Raw genomic sequence first — 16268 nt, forward strand, 5'->3', positions numbered from 1 at the left:
TTTTATACTAATCCTTCTTTTAAAAGATCATGCAGGTGCACAAAGCCAGTGAAGGAACCGCCTTTGGTGACAATGAGTTGGGTAATGTTTTTTTTCTGCATGGTGACCAGGGCTTCTACGGCATATTCCTCGCAATCAATGGTGAGTGGCGAGGGCGTCATGATGTCTGCGGCAGTAATACCCGTCAGATTATCAAAGTTAGAGAGCATACGCCGTAGGTCCCCGTCGGTGATAATACCGGTTAAGTTACCAGAATTATCCAGAACGGCAGTAGCCCCCAAGCGTTTTGAAGAAATTTCAATAATGATCTCCTTTAACGTGGCGCTCATATTTACCTGCGGAGCGGCGTTTAAACTGTAAATATCGCCTACTTTCAGGTAGAGACGTTTGCCCAGGGAACCGCCCGGGTGCAGGGCCCCAAAATCTTCTTTGCTGAAGTTGCGGCACTCTAGCAGGCAAACGGCCAGGGCATCGCCTAAAGCTAAATGCGCGGTGGTGCTGGTGGTAGGCGCCAGGTTATTGGGGCAGGCTTCGCGTTCAATGGTGGCGTTCAGGACATAATCGGCTTGCTGGGCCAGGTAAGAATCCACGTTAGACACCAGGGCAGCCAGGGGCGTGCCTTTGCGTTTGAGCAGCGGAACCAGCACCTTTATTTCTGGGGTATTGCCGCTCTTGGAAAGGCAGATCACGAAATCATGCGGTTGGATCATTCCCAGATCCCCGTGAATGGCATCGGCGGCGTGCATGAAAAGGGCAGGGGTACCTGTGGAGTTAAGCGTGGCCACCATCTTAGAGGCGATGTTCGCGCTTTTGCCAATGCCTGTGACCACCACACGCCCTTTAATCGCTAAAATAGCTTCTACACAGGCCTCAAAATCGGCGTTAAGGTAGTCGGCAAGTTTTAAGATAGCGGTGGCTTCTTCTTCCAACACTTTTTTTGCGATGCTTTTGATATTTTTCGTGATATTCAAGTTAGATTTGTATTAGACAAGACAACAACAGAAAGTACAAACCCTTGTTTCTCACAACAAGCATATTACATGTTAGTAAAACAAGAATCATTAAAGAACAAATTAAAGGAAGTTTTCGGCTATAGTCAATTCAGGGGAAACCAGGAGGCCATTATAGAAAACATCATGGCAGGCAAGAACACGTTTGTGATCATGCCTACCGGTGCCGGAAAGTCCCTTTGCTACCAGCTTCCGGCTTTGGCCATGGAAGGCACGGCCATTGTGATCTCGCCGCTTATTGCGCTGATGAAAAACCAGGTGGACCAGTTAAACGCTTTCGGGGTAAATGCCCAGTTCCTGAACTCCACGCTCTCCAAAGCGGAGATGAACAAGGTGAAGAAGGAAACGGTAAGCGGCGATGTGAAACTGCTGTACGTAGCCCCAGAGTCGCTTACCAAGGAAGATACCCTGGATTTTCTGAAACAGGCCAAAATCGCGTTTGTGGCCATTGACGAAGCCCACTGTATCTCAGAATGGGGACATGATTTCAGGCCGGAGTACCGCAAGATCAGAGGCATTATTGACAACATAGGCAACCTGCCTATCATTGCCCTGACTGCCACGGCTACCCCTAAAGTGCAATTAGACATCCAGAAAAACCTGCAGATGGATGATGCTTCGGTTTTCAAGTCCTCTTTCAATCGTACAAATCTGTACTATGAGGTACGGCCTAAGCACAATACCAAAAAGCAGCTGATCCAGTACATCAAAAAGCACAAAGGCAAAAGCGGTATTATCTACTGCCTCAGCCGCAAGAAGGTAGAGGAAATTGCCGAGCTGTTGCAGGTAAACGACATCAAAGCGTTGCCGTACCACGCCGGTCTGGACTCTAACGTGCGCATGGCCAACCAGGACGCCTTCCTGAACGAGGACGTGGACGTGATTGTAGCTACTATCGCCTTCGGCATGGGGATTGACAAGCCCGATGTCCGGTTCGTGATTCACTATGACACGCCTAAATCCATTGAAGGCTACTATCAGGAAACCGGTCGCGGCGGCCGCGACGGGCTGGAAGGTAACTGCCTCATGTTCTACAGCTACGATGACATTGTAAAGCTGGAGAAATTCAGCAAAGACAAGCCCGTTACGGAGCGCGACAACTCCAAACTGCTTTTGCAGGAAATGGCTTCTTACGCAGATTCAGCCGTTTGCCGTCGCCGTCAGTTATTGCACTACTTTGGCGAAAACTATGACAAAGACTGCGGTTTTTGCGACAACTGCGTGCACCCCAAAGAGAAGTTTGAAGCCGAGCAGGAACTGATCTATGCCCTGAAAGCGGTAGAGCAAACCAACCAACGGTTCGCGATTGACCATTTGGTGCACGTGCTTATTGGCTTGAAAGACCAGTACGTAGAAAGCTACAGCCATGACCAACTGGAAGTATTTGGCGTGGGCAAGGAACAGGAGCCCCAGTTCTGGAATTCCATCATCCGGCAGGCCTTGTTGTTCAATTACCTGGAGAAGGACATTGAGAACATAGGTACCCTGAAGATCACCGAGAAAGGCGCCAAATTCCTACAGAGTCCGCACGCTATCAAATTCGCCAAAGACCATAACTTTGACGAGGAGGTACAGCAGGAAGAGGAGAAAGAGGAAACCCAGGCCGCCGCCGGTCATGACGCCGTGCTCTTTGACATGCTCAAGGCCCTGCGCAAGAAAATGGCCAAAGACATGAACCTGCCGCCGTACGTGCTGTTCCAGGATCCGTCCATTAAAGAAATGGCCACTACGTACCCTACCACCAGAGAAGACCTGGCGCACATTGCCGGGGTAGGTATGGGAAAAGTGCAGAAGTTCGGGAAGCCGTTTCTGGAGCTTATTTCCAAATACGTAGAGGAAAACGACATTGTCACCGCCGCCGATGTAGTGGTGAAAACCACCGTGAACAAGTCTAAGCTCAAGATCTACGTGATTCAGCAGATAGATAAAAAGATGGATTTGGAGGAAATTGCCAACTCTAAAGGCATCACCATGGGTGAATTGATTGAAGAGATTGAGCACATCTGCTACTCCGGCACCAAACTGAACCTGGACTATTACATAGACGGTGTTCTGGACGAGGACCGTCAGCAGGAAGTGGTGGATTACTTCATGCACGCCACCACAGATAACATGGCCGAAGCCATTAAAGAACTAGGTACCGATGACTACACAGAGGACGACCTCCGCTTGATGCGGATTAAGTTCCTCTCTAAGTATGCGAACTAATTTTAGAGTAAAAACAGAAGAGCAGGTGGTGACGCCTGCTTTTCTGTTTTAAGTTCTATGACATCATTTTGGGTGTGTTTCCTGAAAACTAGCCTTAAAACGGTGACAATTTTACCATGATAACCTCGCTTGAGCATCGGCTTAAGCTTAAATCACGCTTGTATGAACGTATTGATAATAGGAGCGGGTGGCCGCGAGCACGCCCTGGCCTGGAAAATTAGCCAAAGTCCTTACGCAGAAAGAATCTTCGTGGCTCCGGGTAACGCCGGCACCGCGCAGATTGCCACTAACGTAGATATTTCCATCACCGATTTTGACGAGCTGGCCAAGTTCGCCACAGATTTCAACATCATGATGCTGGTGGTGGGCCAGGAGGCGGCGCTGGTGGAAGGCATCGCTGATTATTTTGCCGAGAAGGAATTCCTGAAACACATTCTGGTGGTGGGCCCACGCAAAGCCGGTGCCCAACTGGAAGGTAGTAAAGATTTCTCCAAGCAGTTTATGCTCAAATACGGCATCCCAACGGCCCGTTATCAAACCTTCACCGCCGATACTTTTAACCAGGCGCAAGCCTATCTGCAAAACCATCCGTACCCGGTAGTGCTCAAAGCCGATGGTCTGGCCGCCGGAAAAGGCGTAGTCATTGCCCAGAATTATGAAGAAGCAAGCGCCACCATTACCGGCATGCTGCAACAAAATAAATTCGGGGCAGCCGGAAGTAAAGTGGTGGTAGAGGAATTCCTGCAAGGCATTGAGCTCTCGGCCTTTATTCTCACAGATGGTAGAGAGTACGTGCTGCTGCCCGAAGCGAAAGATTACAAGCGCATTGGCGAGGGTGATGCCGGGCTGAACACCGGCGGCATGGGCGCTATCTCTCCCGTTCCGTTCGCCGATGAAGCTTTCATGAACAAGGTGCGCACCCGCATCATTGAGCCTACCTTACAAGGCTTGCAACAGGAAGGCATTCCGTACACTGGTTTCCTGTTCATCGGGCTCATGAACACCAACGGCGAACCCTACGTCATTGAATACAATGTGCGCCTGGGCGACCCAGAGACCGAAGCCATTCTGCCCCGCATCAACTCAGATTTGTTTGAACTCTTCAAGGCGCTGCATGACCATGAGTTGGGCCAGTTCCAACTGGAAGTAGATCCCCGCTCGGCTACTACTATTTTCCTGGTGTCTGGTGGTTATCCAGAGGAGTATGAGAAAGGCAAGCAGATTCAGGGTTTGGAGAATGCTTTGCCAGAAAACACGCTCTGCTTCCACGCCGGTACCAAACAAACCGAGAACGGACAGATAGTAACCGATGGCGGCAGGGTCATTGCCGTGACCGGCCTGGGACAAGACATGGAAGAAGCACTGGAGAGAGCAAACGCCGCCGCTGCCCAAATTACCTGGGAAGGCCGCAACTTCCGCCGTGACATTGGTTTTGACCTGAAGCAGTATCTGGCCGAACGCCTTTAAGATCAGCTAGTAGGTTACCTCAATTCATTTTGTCATCCTGAAAGGATCTTGTGGGCGAACTAGATAAGCGGTTAATAAACGCCCCTACCAATTCACTACTAAGATCCTTTCGGGAGGACAAAGAGAGTAGATAAAGTAAGTTTCAGCCCTATTGGTTAGTACTGTTTGAAAGGAAACGCTTTTATTTTAGAGCCGATTTCCTGAAAATGAGCTTAAAATGACAAAGGCCAGCACTGCCGCTAGCCTTTGTCATTTTTGAGGAGGCGCTAGAAGGTGAACTTTGCGGCAGATTTCCGTAAAACCTAACTCATCAAGCGTCAAAGACCATGTCCCTTCAACCTGACTATACCACTGCCGAGGAAGCCGTTAAACTGATTAAATCTGGAGACCGCGTATTTGTGCACGGAGCCGCCATGACGCCGCTGCGGCTGGTAAACGCGGTTTCGGCCCGTGGACCGGAATTGCAGGAGGTGGAGTTCATTCACATGCACACCGAAGGTCCGGCTCCTTACACCAATCCTGAGCACGCCGGAAGTTTCAAAACCAACGCCTGCTTTGTGGGCGGTAACATCAGACAAGCCCTCAATGAAGGCACCGCCGATTACATTCCCATTTTCCTGAGCGAGATTTCACTTCTCTTCCGCCGGAATATTCTGCCGCTGGATGTGGCTTTGGTGCAGGTGTCACCGCCAGATGCGCACGGATTCTGCAGTTTGGGTTCCTCGGTAGATGTGGCTTTGTCTGCGGTAGAGACCGCTAAGATTTTGATTGCCGAGGTGAATCCGCGGGTGCCGCGCTCGCACGGCGATGGGGTGGTGCACATCAGTAAGTTCCACGCCAAAGTACAGGTAGATGAGCCGCTGCCCGAACATACGAACAAACCGGCTGGGGAGGTGGAAACCCAGATTGGGCAATTGGTCGCCTCGTTGGTGGATGATGGGGCTACGCTGCAGATGGGCATTGGTGGTATCCCAGACGCGGTGCTGGCGCAGTTAGGTAACCACAAAGACCTGGGCATCCATACCGAGATGTTCTCAGATGGCATCATTCCGCTGGTGGAGAAAGGCATCATTACCGGGGCCAAAAAGAAAGTTTTGAAGCACAAGATTGTGTCCTGCTTTGTGAATGGTTCGCAGAAAGTTTTCGATTTTCTGCATGACAATCCGGCGGTGGTGATGAAAGAGACGGTCTTCACCAATGACACGTCCATTATCCGGCAAAACCCCAAGGTGACCGCCATTAACAGCGCCATTGAAGTTGACCTTACTGGTCAGGTCTGCGCCGATAGCATTGGCATGTACCAGTTCTCAGGAGTAGGTGGTCAGATGGACTTTATGCGCGGGGCGGCCTTGTCAGAAGGCGGCAAACCCATCATCGCGCTCCCGTCTATCACCAACAAAGGCGAATCTAAGATTGTGAACGTGCTTAAGGCGGGTGCCAGCGTGACCACCACCCGTGCCCACGTGCAGTACATTGTCACGGAATTTGGGATAGCTGATTTATACGGCAAGAACCTCCGGCAGCGCGCCAAAGAACTCATCCGCATTGCGCACCCCACGCACCAGGAGGAACTGGAGCGTTTGGCCTTTGAGCGGTTTAAGGTATTGTAATTATTAATTGCTAGTTGTTGATTGTTTTCAATAACGGGGTGCGTGTTGTAATACAAGCCATCAAACCTGTGAGGTTTTCAAAACCTCACAGATTTTTCGTTTATAGCCCATTTCCCTCAAAACAACTCTATAACAGAAAAGCCTGACTTCATCAGTCAGGCTTTTCTGTTATAGCTTAAAAACTACTGCAGATTAGCAGTACTCTTCAAAGGCACCTTGCAGGTTGTCTACAATGCGGGTTAAATCATTGCCTTCAATGTGGTGACGCTCAATTACGTGCACCAACTCACCGTCTTTGAATAGCGCGATGGAAGGGGAAGACGGAGGATATGGTAACATGAACTCCCGTACTTTGGCTACGGCTTCGGTTTCCATACCGGCAAACACGGTTACCAGTTTAGAAGGCTTCTGCTCGCTGCTAGCCACCGCCATTTTAAGGGCAGGGCGGGCTTTAGCGGCGGCGCAACCACACACTGAGTTCACGGCCACTAAAACGGTGCCTTCTTTCTGGGTCAATACAGCCTCTACTTCTTCGGGCGTCATTAATTGCTCAAAGCCAACGGAGGTTAGGTCTTCCCGGATAGGGGCTACCATATATTCAGGATACATTGCCATGGTAATGGATGAATTTAAAGGTGAATTCTGTTTCAGGGGTAAAATTACGAAATCAACGGTAAAACACCGCAGCTACCTTTCTGGTTTCCATAAGCATACTAATTCTCTTCTCAGAAACTGTAAATGGGTTCATATAGGTGGTTTTCTTCCCCATTACCTATTTTGAGCTAAGTCCCTGGCCGTTCTCAGGTTCTTTTTCAATATCACTTCTTAGGCGTATAAGCGGGATTCTGAAGGAAATTTCTGTCTGTTAGCGTATGTAAAAAGGAAATGATATCCATCTTTTCTGTGGCGGAGAGGGGGAGGCCTAAGGAGCCATCTTGGCGCATGAAGATGGGGTCAAGGGTGGCGGAGGGAACCATGCCATGGGTATAGTGATCCAGAACCTGCTGAAGGTTCTGAAACCGGCCATCGTGCATGTAGGGAGCTGTAATCGCAATGTTTCGCAACGTGGGTACCTTGTATTTGCCTACATCCTCTGGCCGTTTGGTAATGCGGCTCCTGCCCCAAGCCAGTTGCTCGTGGTCTTCAGGAAAAACAGTGTCTAAACCGTTGTTGCGGTAAGTTTGGTCGGTGAAAAAGCCGGTGGCGTGGCAGGGAGCACAATGTCGCCGCACCAAGGTTAACCCTCTCAGTTCAGCTGTGGTCAGCGTGGCATTGGGTTCCTGGCGTACGTAGCGGTCATAGGAAGAATTGCCGCTGATGAGCGTGCGCTGGAACTGCGCCAAAGCCCGCATAATTAAGGGGGTGGTGATGGAGTCTGTCCCGAAAGCTGCTTTGAACTGGTTGGGGTAAGTGGGGTGCGTTTGCAGTTCCTGGGCTAATTTTCTCAGATCTTGCGCCATTTCATCTGCGTGCATGAGCGGCCCGACGGCCAGTGATTCCAGGTCTTTGGCCCCGCCGTCCCAGAACCAGCCCTGCATCCAGGCCAGATTCTGCAGGGCTGGTACGTGCCTCCGCAAAGGCTGTCCAGATACTCCCACCGAAGTTAAGGCTAAGCCATCTGAGAATGCCTTCTCGGGCTGGTGGCAGGTGGCACAACTGATTTGGTTGTTTCCAGAGAGAATCGGGTCAAAAAACAGCTTTTCCCCCAGCAATATGCCCTCCTGGGTGAATGGATTCCGTTCTGGGAACGGCACGGACGTACCCAAGTTAGTGGGTACAACCACATCGTAGCGAATGGATGTTGGAGTATCGGGTTCAACCTTCGGCGTGCAGCCCATTGCCAAACCGCCCAGCAGGCCTAACAAGCAGCTCGGGAATCCAACCCATACGCGGAATGTTAGAGTAGGAAACAAGCCTCGCCGCATAGATTTATTTCAATTGAAACATCTGCCGGATGTTGTCTGCCACTAATGCAGCATTGGCTCCACCCATGACGCTGGAAAACCCAGTGGCACTCAGGTCTATCACATTGGGGCCGCCGAATAATGTTTTGGTGTTGGTGAGCAGGTCTAACGTGCGGGGTTCCCCGTTGAGGCCCCAATTGGCAGGTAGCGCAAGGGTTACAGTGCGGTAGTTTGCATCATGGCCAATGTGGTACAGAAAGTTCTTAAATGTACCCTCTTTGGTGTTGAAGTACTGGCCTTCGGCTACCAGAAACTTATAGCCCGTGTCCCAGTCCCAAGCCATGTTCTGGTTGGGGTCCAGATCGCCAACCTGATCGGTGGAGTGGTTATGGCTAGGGTCTACGCCTACGCTGAAGGTAAGCGTGGTATATTTCCCCGGAGGAACATCCTGCAAGGTGAAGCTTTCATGGGTGCGTTCTGCGGTTCGCTCAATGAGATGGTAGCTGTTGGGCTCCTGGTACGTGGTGCCGTCTTGCCGGGCAAGCTGCACATTGCTGATGTAGTACCTGAAGGAGTTAAACTTTACCCGGTGCCCGTAGGCGTTGGTGTACTCCTGTTCCAGCGTGAAAGGCTGCGTGTTGAAGGTGTGCTGGAAAGTCAACGTTACCTGACTTGGCCCTGCAGAAGGGACATCATCATTATCTGAGCAACCCAGGGAGAAGAGGGCAAGCACCAATATAAAAGCGGCAGATAGGTTTTTACCAATAGTAGCGAGTGGATTCATACTTATAAAGTAGGGGATTCTGTCTGGTGTGAACAGGAGCAGTTCTCCGTTTTTAGGTATTTTAGAGAAAACAGGCTGGAAGCTTGTTACTTGTTATTCGTTTTTAGGATCATTTAGTAGGATCAGAAAAGCGAGGATCTTTGATAAATGTCTCATCCGTAAGGGTGTGCAGAAAGGCGATGATTTGCCGCTTTTCTTCGGTCGTTAGCCCCAGTGACGTACCCCCAAATTCATTTCGGGCTTCCTCAATGAGGGGGTCCAGGTTGGGGTCATTCATATTAACGTGCTCGTTGTAATGGTCCAGTACTTCTTCCAGGGTCTTGAACCGGCCGTCATGCATGTAAGGTGCCGTGAGCGCGATGTTGCGGAGCGAAGGAGCCCTGAACTTGCCCCTATCACTTTCCTTACCTGTGATCAGCCCCCTGCCCGCGTCTTTTGGTGCTGCATCCAAGCCATTGTTGTGGAACGTGTTAAAGGTTTGCAGGGTACCGCCATGGCAGTCGCCGCAATTGCCACCGCGCAAGCTGATGTTGGGATCTGGGTGGGTGAGAAAAAGACGCATGCCCAGTAATTCATCAACGGTAAGGTTCACTTTCCCTTCCTGGTACAGGTCATACTTGGAATTGGAGGAAATGAGTGTGCGGGTAAATTGGGCCAAGGCTTTGAGCAGGTTCTCTTTGGTGATGGGGCCTTTGCCAAAAGCCTTCTCGAACAGCATTGGGTATTTCCCAATGGCCTGCAACTTGGCTACGGCTACATCCAAGTTCTGGTGTAATTCAATGGGGCTCTCCAGAGGAATCTTCGCCTGTTCTTCCAGTGATTTAGGTCCTCCGTCCCAATTGAATTGGGAGACCCACAGCAGATTGGCCAATGACATGGCACTGCGCGTCCCGGCAATTCCGTCAACTCCTTTGCTCAGCGCTTGTCCGTCTGTGAAGGCGAACTGTTGCTGGTGGCAACTGCCGCAAGACATGGTGTTGTTAGCAGAAAGGGCTTTCTCATAGAAAAGCACTCGGCCCAAAGCTACGCCCTCTTGGGTAAGCAGATTATCGGCTGGAATAGCCTGAATGCCCCCGAAGCGCTGGGGCAGCTCCAGTTGGTAGGGGGTAGGAAGAGGAAGAGGGACGGGTATCTCTTCTTCAGACGAGGCTTCCTTGCAACTTCCCAAAAAATGGGCCATCGTGATGCATCCCCAAAGAAAAAGCTTATGGTAAATACGCATAGGATCGTATTCTATTTTAAAGATAACGGTAAAATGCTCGATTTGCGTATTCAATAGGATTAGAGCTACTTTCAGAAAGGGAGGCCTAAACCAGCACTTAAGAACGGGAATTTAATTGAAAGGGCCTGCTGGCTTACGCTAGACTAAAGGAAAACTGCGCGTAAATCTTTTAGGAAGGGTGTCATATGAACTCTGTAAATGCTACCTTTGCAGGGCAGAACAACACAGGACCGTGCTCCTTTAGTGCTGGCTTAGCCTAAGCCATTGGAGAGAGGACGTAGAAACCTGATTATTTTTAACTGAGTTTCTTGGAATTTAGCAGGCAACCTTGTAGTTTTGCAAACTCATTTAGAATCAGAGTCAAAAGCATTTATCTATATTCACAACCATGGCTAACCATAAGTCAGCATTAAAGAGAATCAGATCTAACAACGCGAAACGCTTGCTGAATCGCTATCAGGCGAAAACCACCCGTACCTTTGTAAAGCGTTTAAGAAACACAACCGACAAAGCCGAGGCGCAGGAGCTGTTCAAGACGGTATCTGGTATGCTGGACAAGTTGGCCAAGAAGAACGTGATTCACAAAAACAAAGCAGCCAACAACAAGTCAAAATTGGCTAAGTTTGTTAATACATTAGCTGCTGCTTAATCTCCTTAGGTAGTATTTACCTTCTTGGGTAATCATTTAAAGCCTTGCTTGAAGCAAGGCTTTTTGTGTTGTAGGTGTTTTTTAAGGCTTTTTTCTGAGAAGTAGGCTTGAAATGCTCAGTGATTGACTGGTGCATGCAGTTGGCTGTTTGCTTGGCTTGTCTGATGTATTTGTGAATGGGGTTTGCCTGTTGCTGGCGAGGCGGGTGGTTGATGCGAGGCCCTTATGCTTTGTTGTTGCATGGTTTCTCTTCGTGCGCTCACGGCCGCGAGGCCCCGTCTTCCCCTCCCGCACTGCCCTTTCGGCCTGAGCTGTACTTTGCGCTTAGTTTTGCCTTTCCAGGGCCAAAAGCGAGGCGCGCTCGGGAAAGACTGGAATTGGGGAAAGTAGCAATGTACTTCTGCCTTCCAAACCAGGGACTCCCCCTTCGAAGGGGGCGAAGGGGATGTTTACACCTGCCGGTCACACGCATTCCCATTGGTAAACATGGTTCAAGTCTGTGACTTGGACCGACAATGTCTGGAAGTTTGCAACTTCCGTGAGGCGTGAGCCTCAAGAAAAGTGGTTCCCTGGTAAGACAGCAGGAAGTACAGAATGAAACAGTCCTACTCCCCAAAAGGTAAGCTTCGTCAATAAAGGCGTAAGCGTAACTTGTCCACAGGCACAGAAAGCAAACAGGCCAGTCTTCCTTGGTGGAAGACTGGCCTGTTACATTTTGGAAATGGGGCCGAAGAGCAGTAGGGCTTAATGCACCACGCTTAGTTTGATCATGTTGGCACGTTTCTTCTCCATGACGGGCATAGAGCCGATGTTGATGAAGATGTCGCCGGTTGCTAAGTGGCCTTCTTTTACCAGGATTTCTTTTAGATCAGCGATGGTCTCATCTGTAGACACGAAGCGGTCATAATAGTAGCCTCTGATGCCCCATACCAGGTTAAGGGTGTTCAAGAGCACGCGGTTGTCCGTGAACACGAAGATGTTGGCTTTAGGGCGGTGCTTGGCTAGCTGAATAGCCGTGTAACCCGACTTGGTGAGGCAGATTAGCGCTTTGGCATCGGTGTCACGGGCCAGGTTCACGGCACTTGCTACAACGGTGTCATTGTAGAAGGTAGGTGACTGCCGGTTGAAGACAAAGTTGCGGTGGTAAACCGCGGCTTGTGCCTCAACTGACTGGATGGTGCGCACCATGCTACGGATGGTCTCAATAGGATAGGCTCCCGCGGCAGTTTCGGCGCTTAGCATCAACGTGTCGGCACCGTCTACTACCGCGTTGGCTACGTCATTGGTTTCAGCACGGGTAGGGCGCGGGTTGGTGATCATGCTTTCCATCATTTGGGTAGCCACAATCACAGGTTTGCCTAGCGCATTGCATTTCTCCACAATCATCTTCTGGAGCATAGGAACGCCTTCCATGCCTACTTCCACCCCTAGGTCACCGCGGGCAACCATGATGGCGTCTGTGGCTTCAATGATGCTGTCAATATTACGGATAGCCTCCGGTTTTTCAATCTTGGCTACTACCTTGGTGTCTTTTCCACGCTCCGCAATTATTTGTTTGATTTCATGGATGTCTTCCACCTTCCTAACAAAGGAAAGCGCTACCCATTCTACATTGTTGTCTAAACCGAAATGCAGGTCCTGAATGTCTTTCTCGGTTAAAGAAGGAGCGGTGACCACGGTGTCTGGCAGGTTCATGCCCTTGCGGGGCTTCACCACGCCGCCATACACTACTTCGGTCAGCACTTCGTTTACCCCATCGGTACTAATGACGCGTACTTCCAGTTTACCATCGTCAATTAAAATGGCATCGCCGGGTTTCACGTCCTGGGCCAAACGGGTGTAGCTGTGCGACAGTCGCTGGGGTGTACCCATAGATTTATCACAGACAAACGTCAGTTGCTGGCCTTCCACAATCTCAATGGCGCCGTCCTGTACATCATTGATCCTGATTTTGGGGCCCTGCAAATCTTGTAAGAGGCATATATTAAAACCTTCTGCGGCATTGATGGACCGTACGGCCTCAATCACCTTCAAATGTTCTGGGTGGGTGCCGTGTGAGAAGTTTAAGCGAAAAACATCTACTCCTTCCTGAATAAGCGCGCGCAGGCGCTCAGGGGTGTTGCTGGCGGGGCCAACGGTGGCAATAATCTTGGTGTTGTTGAAATGGATAGCCATGCGCTAAAAAAGCAGGTTTTCTTTATAACGTAAACAATGTGGGTCAAAGGAACGCACGTACTGCACTAGGGGTACGGCGTTTAGGGTCTGAAGGATTTCCTGTTGCAATTGGCTCAGGACACCAGACACCTGGATAACATAATCATACTCTTTAATATCCGGTACCAGAAAAGGGGTGGCAAGGGTGCTGGTGCCTACGGAACGGTTCCGGAACAACCGGAGCGAGCCATGCTCGGCGCGGTGCAGGTAGTTAGAGATAATCAACCGGCCCTTGTTCAGGAAGTCAATACACAGGTCAGTCTGTTTTACCAGCCTTATGCCGAAGTACTTGTTAAGTGCCCAGGCAAGGGTGTATTCTTTGCTGGAAGATACCACGCCGTAAAGCTCGAAATCAAAATCGTGTTCTATGTCTAGACGGAAAGATTTCATGTGTTGCGGTACGCTGGGTAAGTGTAAAGTTGGGTTGGCAATTTAAAGAAGGGATTTGGAAACACAACTTAACTTTTTAGAAAAGTACCAGAATAAAACAAATGCATGCATTTTGTTTGACATTGTGTTGCCAAATCTATTTCTTTGCACTGTGTTTTAAAAAACTTCTAAAAAAATGTCAGAAATCGCAGAAAAAGTAAGAGCTATCATTATTGACAAATTAGGCGTTGAAGAATCTGAGGTAACGCCTGAGGCTAGCTTTACAAACGACCTGGGTGCCGACTCTCTTGATACCGTAGAATTGATCATGGAATTTGAGAAAGAATTCAATGTGTCTATTCCAGATGATCAAGCTGAGAATATTGCAACGGTAGGCCAAGCGATCAGCTACCTGGAAGAGCACGCAAAGTAATCTCCTCCTCCCTTTTTTCTTCTATCGATCCAATTTTACCTAATTAATATAGGTTCTTTTCCTCTACTAGCAGTGTATGGAGCTTAAGAGAGTTGTAGTAACAGGCCTTGGTGCGCTTACCCCACTGGGGAAGACAGTTTCTGAATATTGGGATGGCCTTGTGAACGGAGTAAGTGGGGCCGCGCCCATCACTCGCTTTGATGCCTCAAAATTTAAGACCCAGTTTGCCTGCGAAGTAAAAGGGTATGATCCTGAGCAGTATTTTGAGCGAAAAGAGGCCCGCAAGATGGACCTCTTTTCGCAATTTGCTGTCATTGTCGCCGATCAGGCCGTCATTGATGCCAATTTGCAGGATGAGTCACTAGACAAAGACCGCATTGGGGTGATCTGGGGCTCTGGCATCGGCGGCTTGCGTACGTTCCAGGAAGAATGCGTGAACTTCGCCAACGGCGACGGTACCCCACGCTTCAATCCTTTCTTCATTCCTAAGATGATCGCCGACATCAGCGCCGGTCATATTTCCATCAAATACGGCTTCAGAGGTCCTAACTTTGTGACTGTATCTGCTTGTGCTTCTGCCACCAACGCTTTGATTGACTCTTTCAACTATATCCGGTTGGGTATGGCGGATATTGTGTTGAGCGGTGGTTCTGAAGCAGCCGTAACCGAAGCCGGAGTAGGAGGGTTCAACGCCCTGAAAGCCCTTTCAGAGCGCAATGATTCCCCTGAAACTGCTTCACGTCCGTTTGACAAAGACCGCGATGGTTTTGTGTTGGGCGAAGGAGCCGCGGCCATTGTGCTGGAAGAGTACGAGCATGCCAAAGCCCGCGGTGCTAAAATCTACGCCGAGATCATTGGCGGCGGTATGTCAGCCGATGCTTACCACATCACGGCGCCGCATCCAGACGGTTTAGGTGCCCGCAACGTAATGCAGAACGCTTTGCGCGATGCTGGTATCAAACCAGAGCAGGTAGACTACATCAACGTGCACGGTACTTCCACGCCGCTGGGCGATGTGGGAGAAGCCAAGGCTATTGAGCACGTGTTCGGGGAGCATGCCTACAAGCTCAACATCAGTTCCACCAAATCAATGACCGGCCACTTGCTAGGTGCTGCCGGGGCTATAGAGGCTGTAGCTTCTATTTTGGCTATCCAAACGGGTATTGTTCCGCCTACCATCAACCACTTCACAGATGATGAGCAGTTCAATACCAAGCTGAACTTTACGTTCAACAAAGCTCAGAAGCGCGAAGTAAACATTGCTTTGAGCAATACCTTCGGATTTGGCGGACACAACACCTCTGTTATTTTCAAGAAATTCGCTGAGTAGCAGTGAGCCCGATCAAGCCGGTCTTTCGCGCAATCCATAAATTCTTTTACAAGGACAAGGCTTTTGTGAACGCCATTACCCACATTACGGGCATGGCACCAGATAACCTGCACTTGTATCAGTTGGCGTTCACGCACACTTCCTTTGTGCGCCAGAACCTGAATGGAAGCCAGGAAACCAATGAGCGGCTGGAGTTTCTGGGCGATGCCATCTTAGGCGCGGTCATAGCGGAGTACCTTTTCAAAAAATATCCTTACAAAGACGAAGGTTTCCTAACCGAGATCCGGTCTCGCATGGTGAACCGCGAGTCTTTGAACAACCTTGCCGTAAAAGTGGGGCTGCACTCGCTTATCAAAGTAGACAATATCTCTGGAGTAACGCGCCACAAGTTTATCAACGGCAACGCCTTGGAGGCCTTGGTTGGCGCCGTGTACCTGGACAAAGGCTACGAAGACACCAAAAGCTTCATCCTGAAGAAACTGGTGAAGCCGCACTTTGACCTGCACCAACTCACCACCACCACCAGCAATTTCAAAAGCAAACTCATTGAGTGGGCGCAGGGCCAGAACCGTAGCATCAGGTTTGAAATTGTAGGCCAGAAACAGAGCGGCAGCACCACTGAGTTTACCGCCGCCGTGGTGGTAGACAATGACATCATTGCCAGCGGCAGCGGTCTCTCCAAGAAAAAAGCTGAGCAAGCTGCCGCCGAGAAAAGCATGGAAGTGCTTAAAGCGACTGGTGCCATCTTGCCTTAATCACAGGCTTTCCTTTTCCCCGTCTTCTCAGTTTTAAGCGGCTTTTTCTGAAATCAGCCCTAAACGGTAGCTGATTACGTTTTCTGCTTTCGTAGGACAGGTCGCGACCTGTCCGTACATTTTCTGGGAAATAGCGTGTGGAATGGAAAAGGGCAACCACAAGGGATTGTCCCTACATCTGCAACGCCCATTTCAGGTGATAGTCGGGTAGCTCTTTTTCTGCGTTTTCTCCCCGTGTCTTGGTTCTATTGGTAAGGTTCTTAGTTTTGCATGGCTTCGCTGACCTACGTGTTACGTCTGCCAACCCGTGTTT

14 protein-coding genes are annotated in these 16268 nt (G+C 49.9%); 7 read left to right on the forward strand and 7 right to left on the reverse strand.

Annotated features, from left to right (window positions below):
* Nucleotides 1–2 precede the first annotated feature (2 nt).
* Nucleotides 3–971, reverse strand: coding sequence for a KpsF/GutQ family sugar-phosphate isomerase (locus ACY0JR_RS05335; protein WP_462632907.1), 969 nt, complete (start codon nt 969–971; stop codon nt 3–5).
* Nucleotides 972–1040: 69 nt separating this feature from the next.
* On the opposite strand from ACY0JR_RS05335, the gene recQ reads away from it, so the two are divergent.
* The 3 genes from recQ to ACY0JR_RS05350 all read left to right on the forward strand — a co-directional run bounded on the left by recQ (nt 1041) and on the right by ACY0JR_RS05350 (nt 6295).
* Nucleotides 1041–3218 carry a DNA helicase RecQ gene (recQ, locus tag ACY0JR_RS05340; RefSeq protein ID WP_462632908.1) on the forward strand — a complete coding sequence of 726 codons (2178 nt, stop codon included), beginning with the start codon at nt 1041–1043 and terminating at the stop codon, nt 3216–3218.
* A 162-nt stretch (nt 3219–3380) separates the two neighbouring features.
* Nucleotides 3381–4685: a phosphoribosylamine--glycine ligase gene (gene purD, locus ACY0JR_RS05345; RefSeq protein WP_462632909.1), complete on the forward strand. Its 1305-nt coding sequence runs from the start codon at nt 3381–3383 to the stop codon at nt 4683–4685.
* Nucleotides 4686–5011: 326 nt separating this feature from the next.
* Nucleotides 5012–6295 carry an acetyl-CoA hydrolase/transferase family protein gene (locus ACY0JR_RS05350; RefSeq protein WP_462632910.1) on the forward strand — a complete coding sequence of 428 codons (1284 nt, stop codon included), beginning with the start codon at nt 5012–5014 and terminating at the stop codon, nt 6293–6295.
* A 192-nt stretch (nt 6296–6487) separates the two neighbouring features.
* Here ACY0JR_RS05350 and ACY0JR_RS05355 read toward each other — a convergent pair whose 3' ends face one another.
* The 4 genes from ACY0JR_RS05355 to ACY0JR_RS05370 all read right to left on the reverse strand — a co-directional run bounded on the left by ACY0JR_RS05355 (nt 6488) and on the right by ACY0JR_RS05370 (nt 10163).
* The gene (locus ACY0JR_RS05355; RefSeq protein ID WP_462632911.1) at nt 6488–6904 is read right to left on the reverse strand and encodes a BrxA/BrxB family bacilliredoxin; all 417 of its coding nucleotides are present in this window, start codon (nt 6902–6904) and stop codon (nt 6488–6490) included.
* 209 nt (nt 6905–7113) lie between these two features.
* A complete protein-coding gene (locus ACY0JR_RS05360; protein WP_462632912.1) occupies nt 7114–8160 on the reverse strand; it encodes a cytochrome-c peroxidase in 1047 nt (348 codons plus the stop codon).
* A 64-nt stretch (nt 8161–8224) separates the two neighbouring features.
* The gene (locus ACY0JR_RS05365) at nt 8225–8983 is read right to left on the reverse strand and encodes an MbnP family protein (protein ID WP_462632913.1); all 759 of its coding nucleotides are present in this window, start codon (nt 8981–8983) and stop codon (nt 8225–8227) included.
* A 109-nt stretch (nt 8984–9092) separates the two neighbouring features.
* Nucleotides 9093–10163 (reverse strand): cytochrome-c peroxidase, encoded by a 1071-nt coding sequence (locus ACY0JR_RS05370; protein WP_462632914.1) that lies wholly within the window; start codon nt 10161–10163, stop codon nt 9093–9095.
* A 430-nt stretch (nt 10164–10593) separates the two neighbouring features.
* Between ACY0JR_RS05370 and rpsT the strand changes: the two genes are divergently transcribed.
* Nucleotides 10594–10854 carry a 30S ribosomal protein S20 gene (gene rpsT / locus ACY0JR_RS05375; protein ID WP_123127420.1) on the forward strand — a complete coding sequence of 87 codons (261 nt, stop codon included), beginning with the start codon at nt 10594–10596 and terminating at the stop codon, nt 10852–10854.
* A 744-nt stretch (nt 10855–11598) separates the two neighbouring features.
* Here the strand turns inward: rpsT and pyk are convergent.
* Entirely contained in the window at nt 11599–13029 is a 1431-nt protein-coding gene (gene pyk / locus ACY0JR_RS05380; protein WP_462632915.1) for a pyruvate kinase, read from the reverse strand.
* A gap of 3 nt (nt 13030–13032) precedes the next feature.
* Nucleotides 13033–13458: an IPExxxVDY family protein gene (locus ACY0JR_RS05385; RefSeq protein WP_462632916.1), complete on the reverse strand. Its 426-nt coding sequence runs from the start codon at nt 13456–13458 to the stop codon at nt 13033–13035.
* 175 nt (nt 13459–13633) lie between these two features.
* Between ACY0JR_RS05385 and ACY0JR_RS05390 the strand changes: the two genes are divergently transcribed.
* The 3 genes from ACY0JR_RS05390 (at nt 13634) to rnc (ending at nt 15955) form a co-directional block, all read left to right on the forward strand.
* Nucleotides 13634–13870, forward strand: a complete 237-nt coding sequence (locus ACY0JR_RS05390) for an acyl carrier protein (protein ID WP_048919546.1) — start codon at nt 13634–13636, stop codon at nt 13868–13870.
* A 76-nt stretch (nt 13871–13946) separates the two neighbouring features.
* Nucleotides 13947–15200: a beta-ketoacyl-ACP synthase II gene (gene fabF, locus ACY0JR_RS05395; RefSeq protein ID WP_462632917.1), complete on the forward strand. Its 1254-nt coding sequence runs from the start codon at nt 13947–13949 to the stop codon at nt 15198–15200.
* Between the two features lie 2 nt (nt 15201–15202).
* Nucleotides 15203–15955 carry a ribonuclease III gene (gene rnc / locus ACY0JR_RS05400; protein ID WP_462632918.1) on the forward strand — a complete coding sequence of 251 codons (753 nt, stop codon included), beginning with the start codon at nt 15203–15205 and terminating at the stop codon, nt 15953–15955.
* The last annotated feature ends 313 nt before the right edge of the window (nt 15956–16268 follow it).

It is taken from the genome of Rufibacter sp. JT3400010 (assembly GCF_054956755.1).

What these genes read in the sequence shown, in the direction of transcription:
- recQ (WP_462632908.1), top strand. Translation starts at nt 1,041, where the DNA reads ATGTTAGTAAAACAAGAATCATTAAAGAACAAATTAAAGGAAGTTTTC.
- purD (WP_462632909.1), top strand. Translation starts at nt 3,381, where the DNA reads ATGAACGTATTGATAATAGGAGCGGGTGGCCGCGAGCACGCCCTGGCC.
- ACY0JR_RS05350 (WP_462632910.1), top strand. Translation starts at nt 5,012, where the DNA reads ATGTCCCTTCAACCTGACTATACCACTGCCGAGGAAGCCGTTAAACTG.
- ACY0JR_RS05355 (WP_462632911.1), bottom strand. Translation starts at nt 6,904, where the DNA reads ATGTATCCTGAATATATGGTAGCCCCTATCCGGGAAGACCTAACCTCC.
- ACY0JR_RS05365 (WP_462632913.1), bottom strand. Translation starts at nt 8,983, where the DNA reads ATGAATCCACTCGCTACTATTGGTAAAAACCTATCTGCCGCTTTTATA.
- ACY0JR_RS05370 (WP_462632914.1), bottom strand. Translation starts at nt 10,163, where the DNA reads ATGGCCCATTTTTTGGGAAGTTGCAAGGAAGCCTCGTCTGAAGAAGAG.
- rpsT (WP_123127420.1), top strand. Translation starts at nt 10,594, where the DNA reads ATGGCTAACCATAAGTCAGCATTAAAGAGAATCAGATCTAACAACGCG.
- pyk (WP_462632915.1), bottom strand. Translation starts at nt 13,029, where the DNA reads ATGGCTATCCATTTCAACAACACCAAGATTATTGCCACCGTTGGCCCC.
- ACY0JR_RS05385 (WP_462632916.1), bottom strand. Translation starts at nt 13,458, where the DNA reads ATGAAATCTTTCCGTCTAGACATAGAACACGATTTTGATTTCGAGCTT.
- ACY0JR_RS05390 (WP_048919546.1), top strand. Translation starts at nt 13,634, where the DNA reads ATGTCAGAAATCGCAGAAAAAGTAAGAGCTATCATTATTGACAAATTA.
- fabF (WP_462632917.1), top strand. Translation starts at nt 13,947, where the DNA reads ATGGAGCTTAAGAGAGTTGTAGTAACAGGCCTTGGTGCGCTTACCCCA.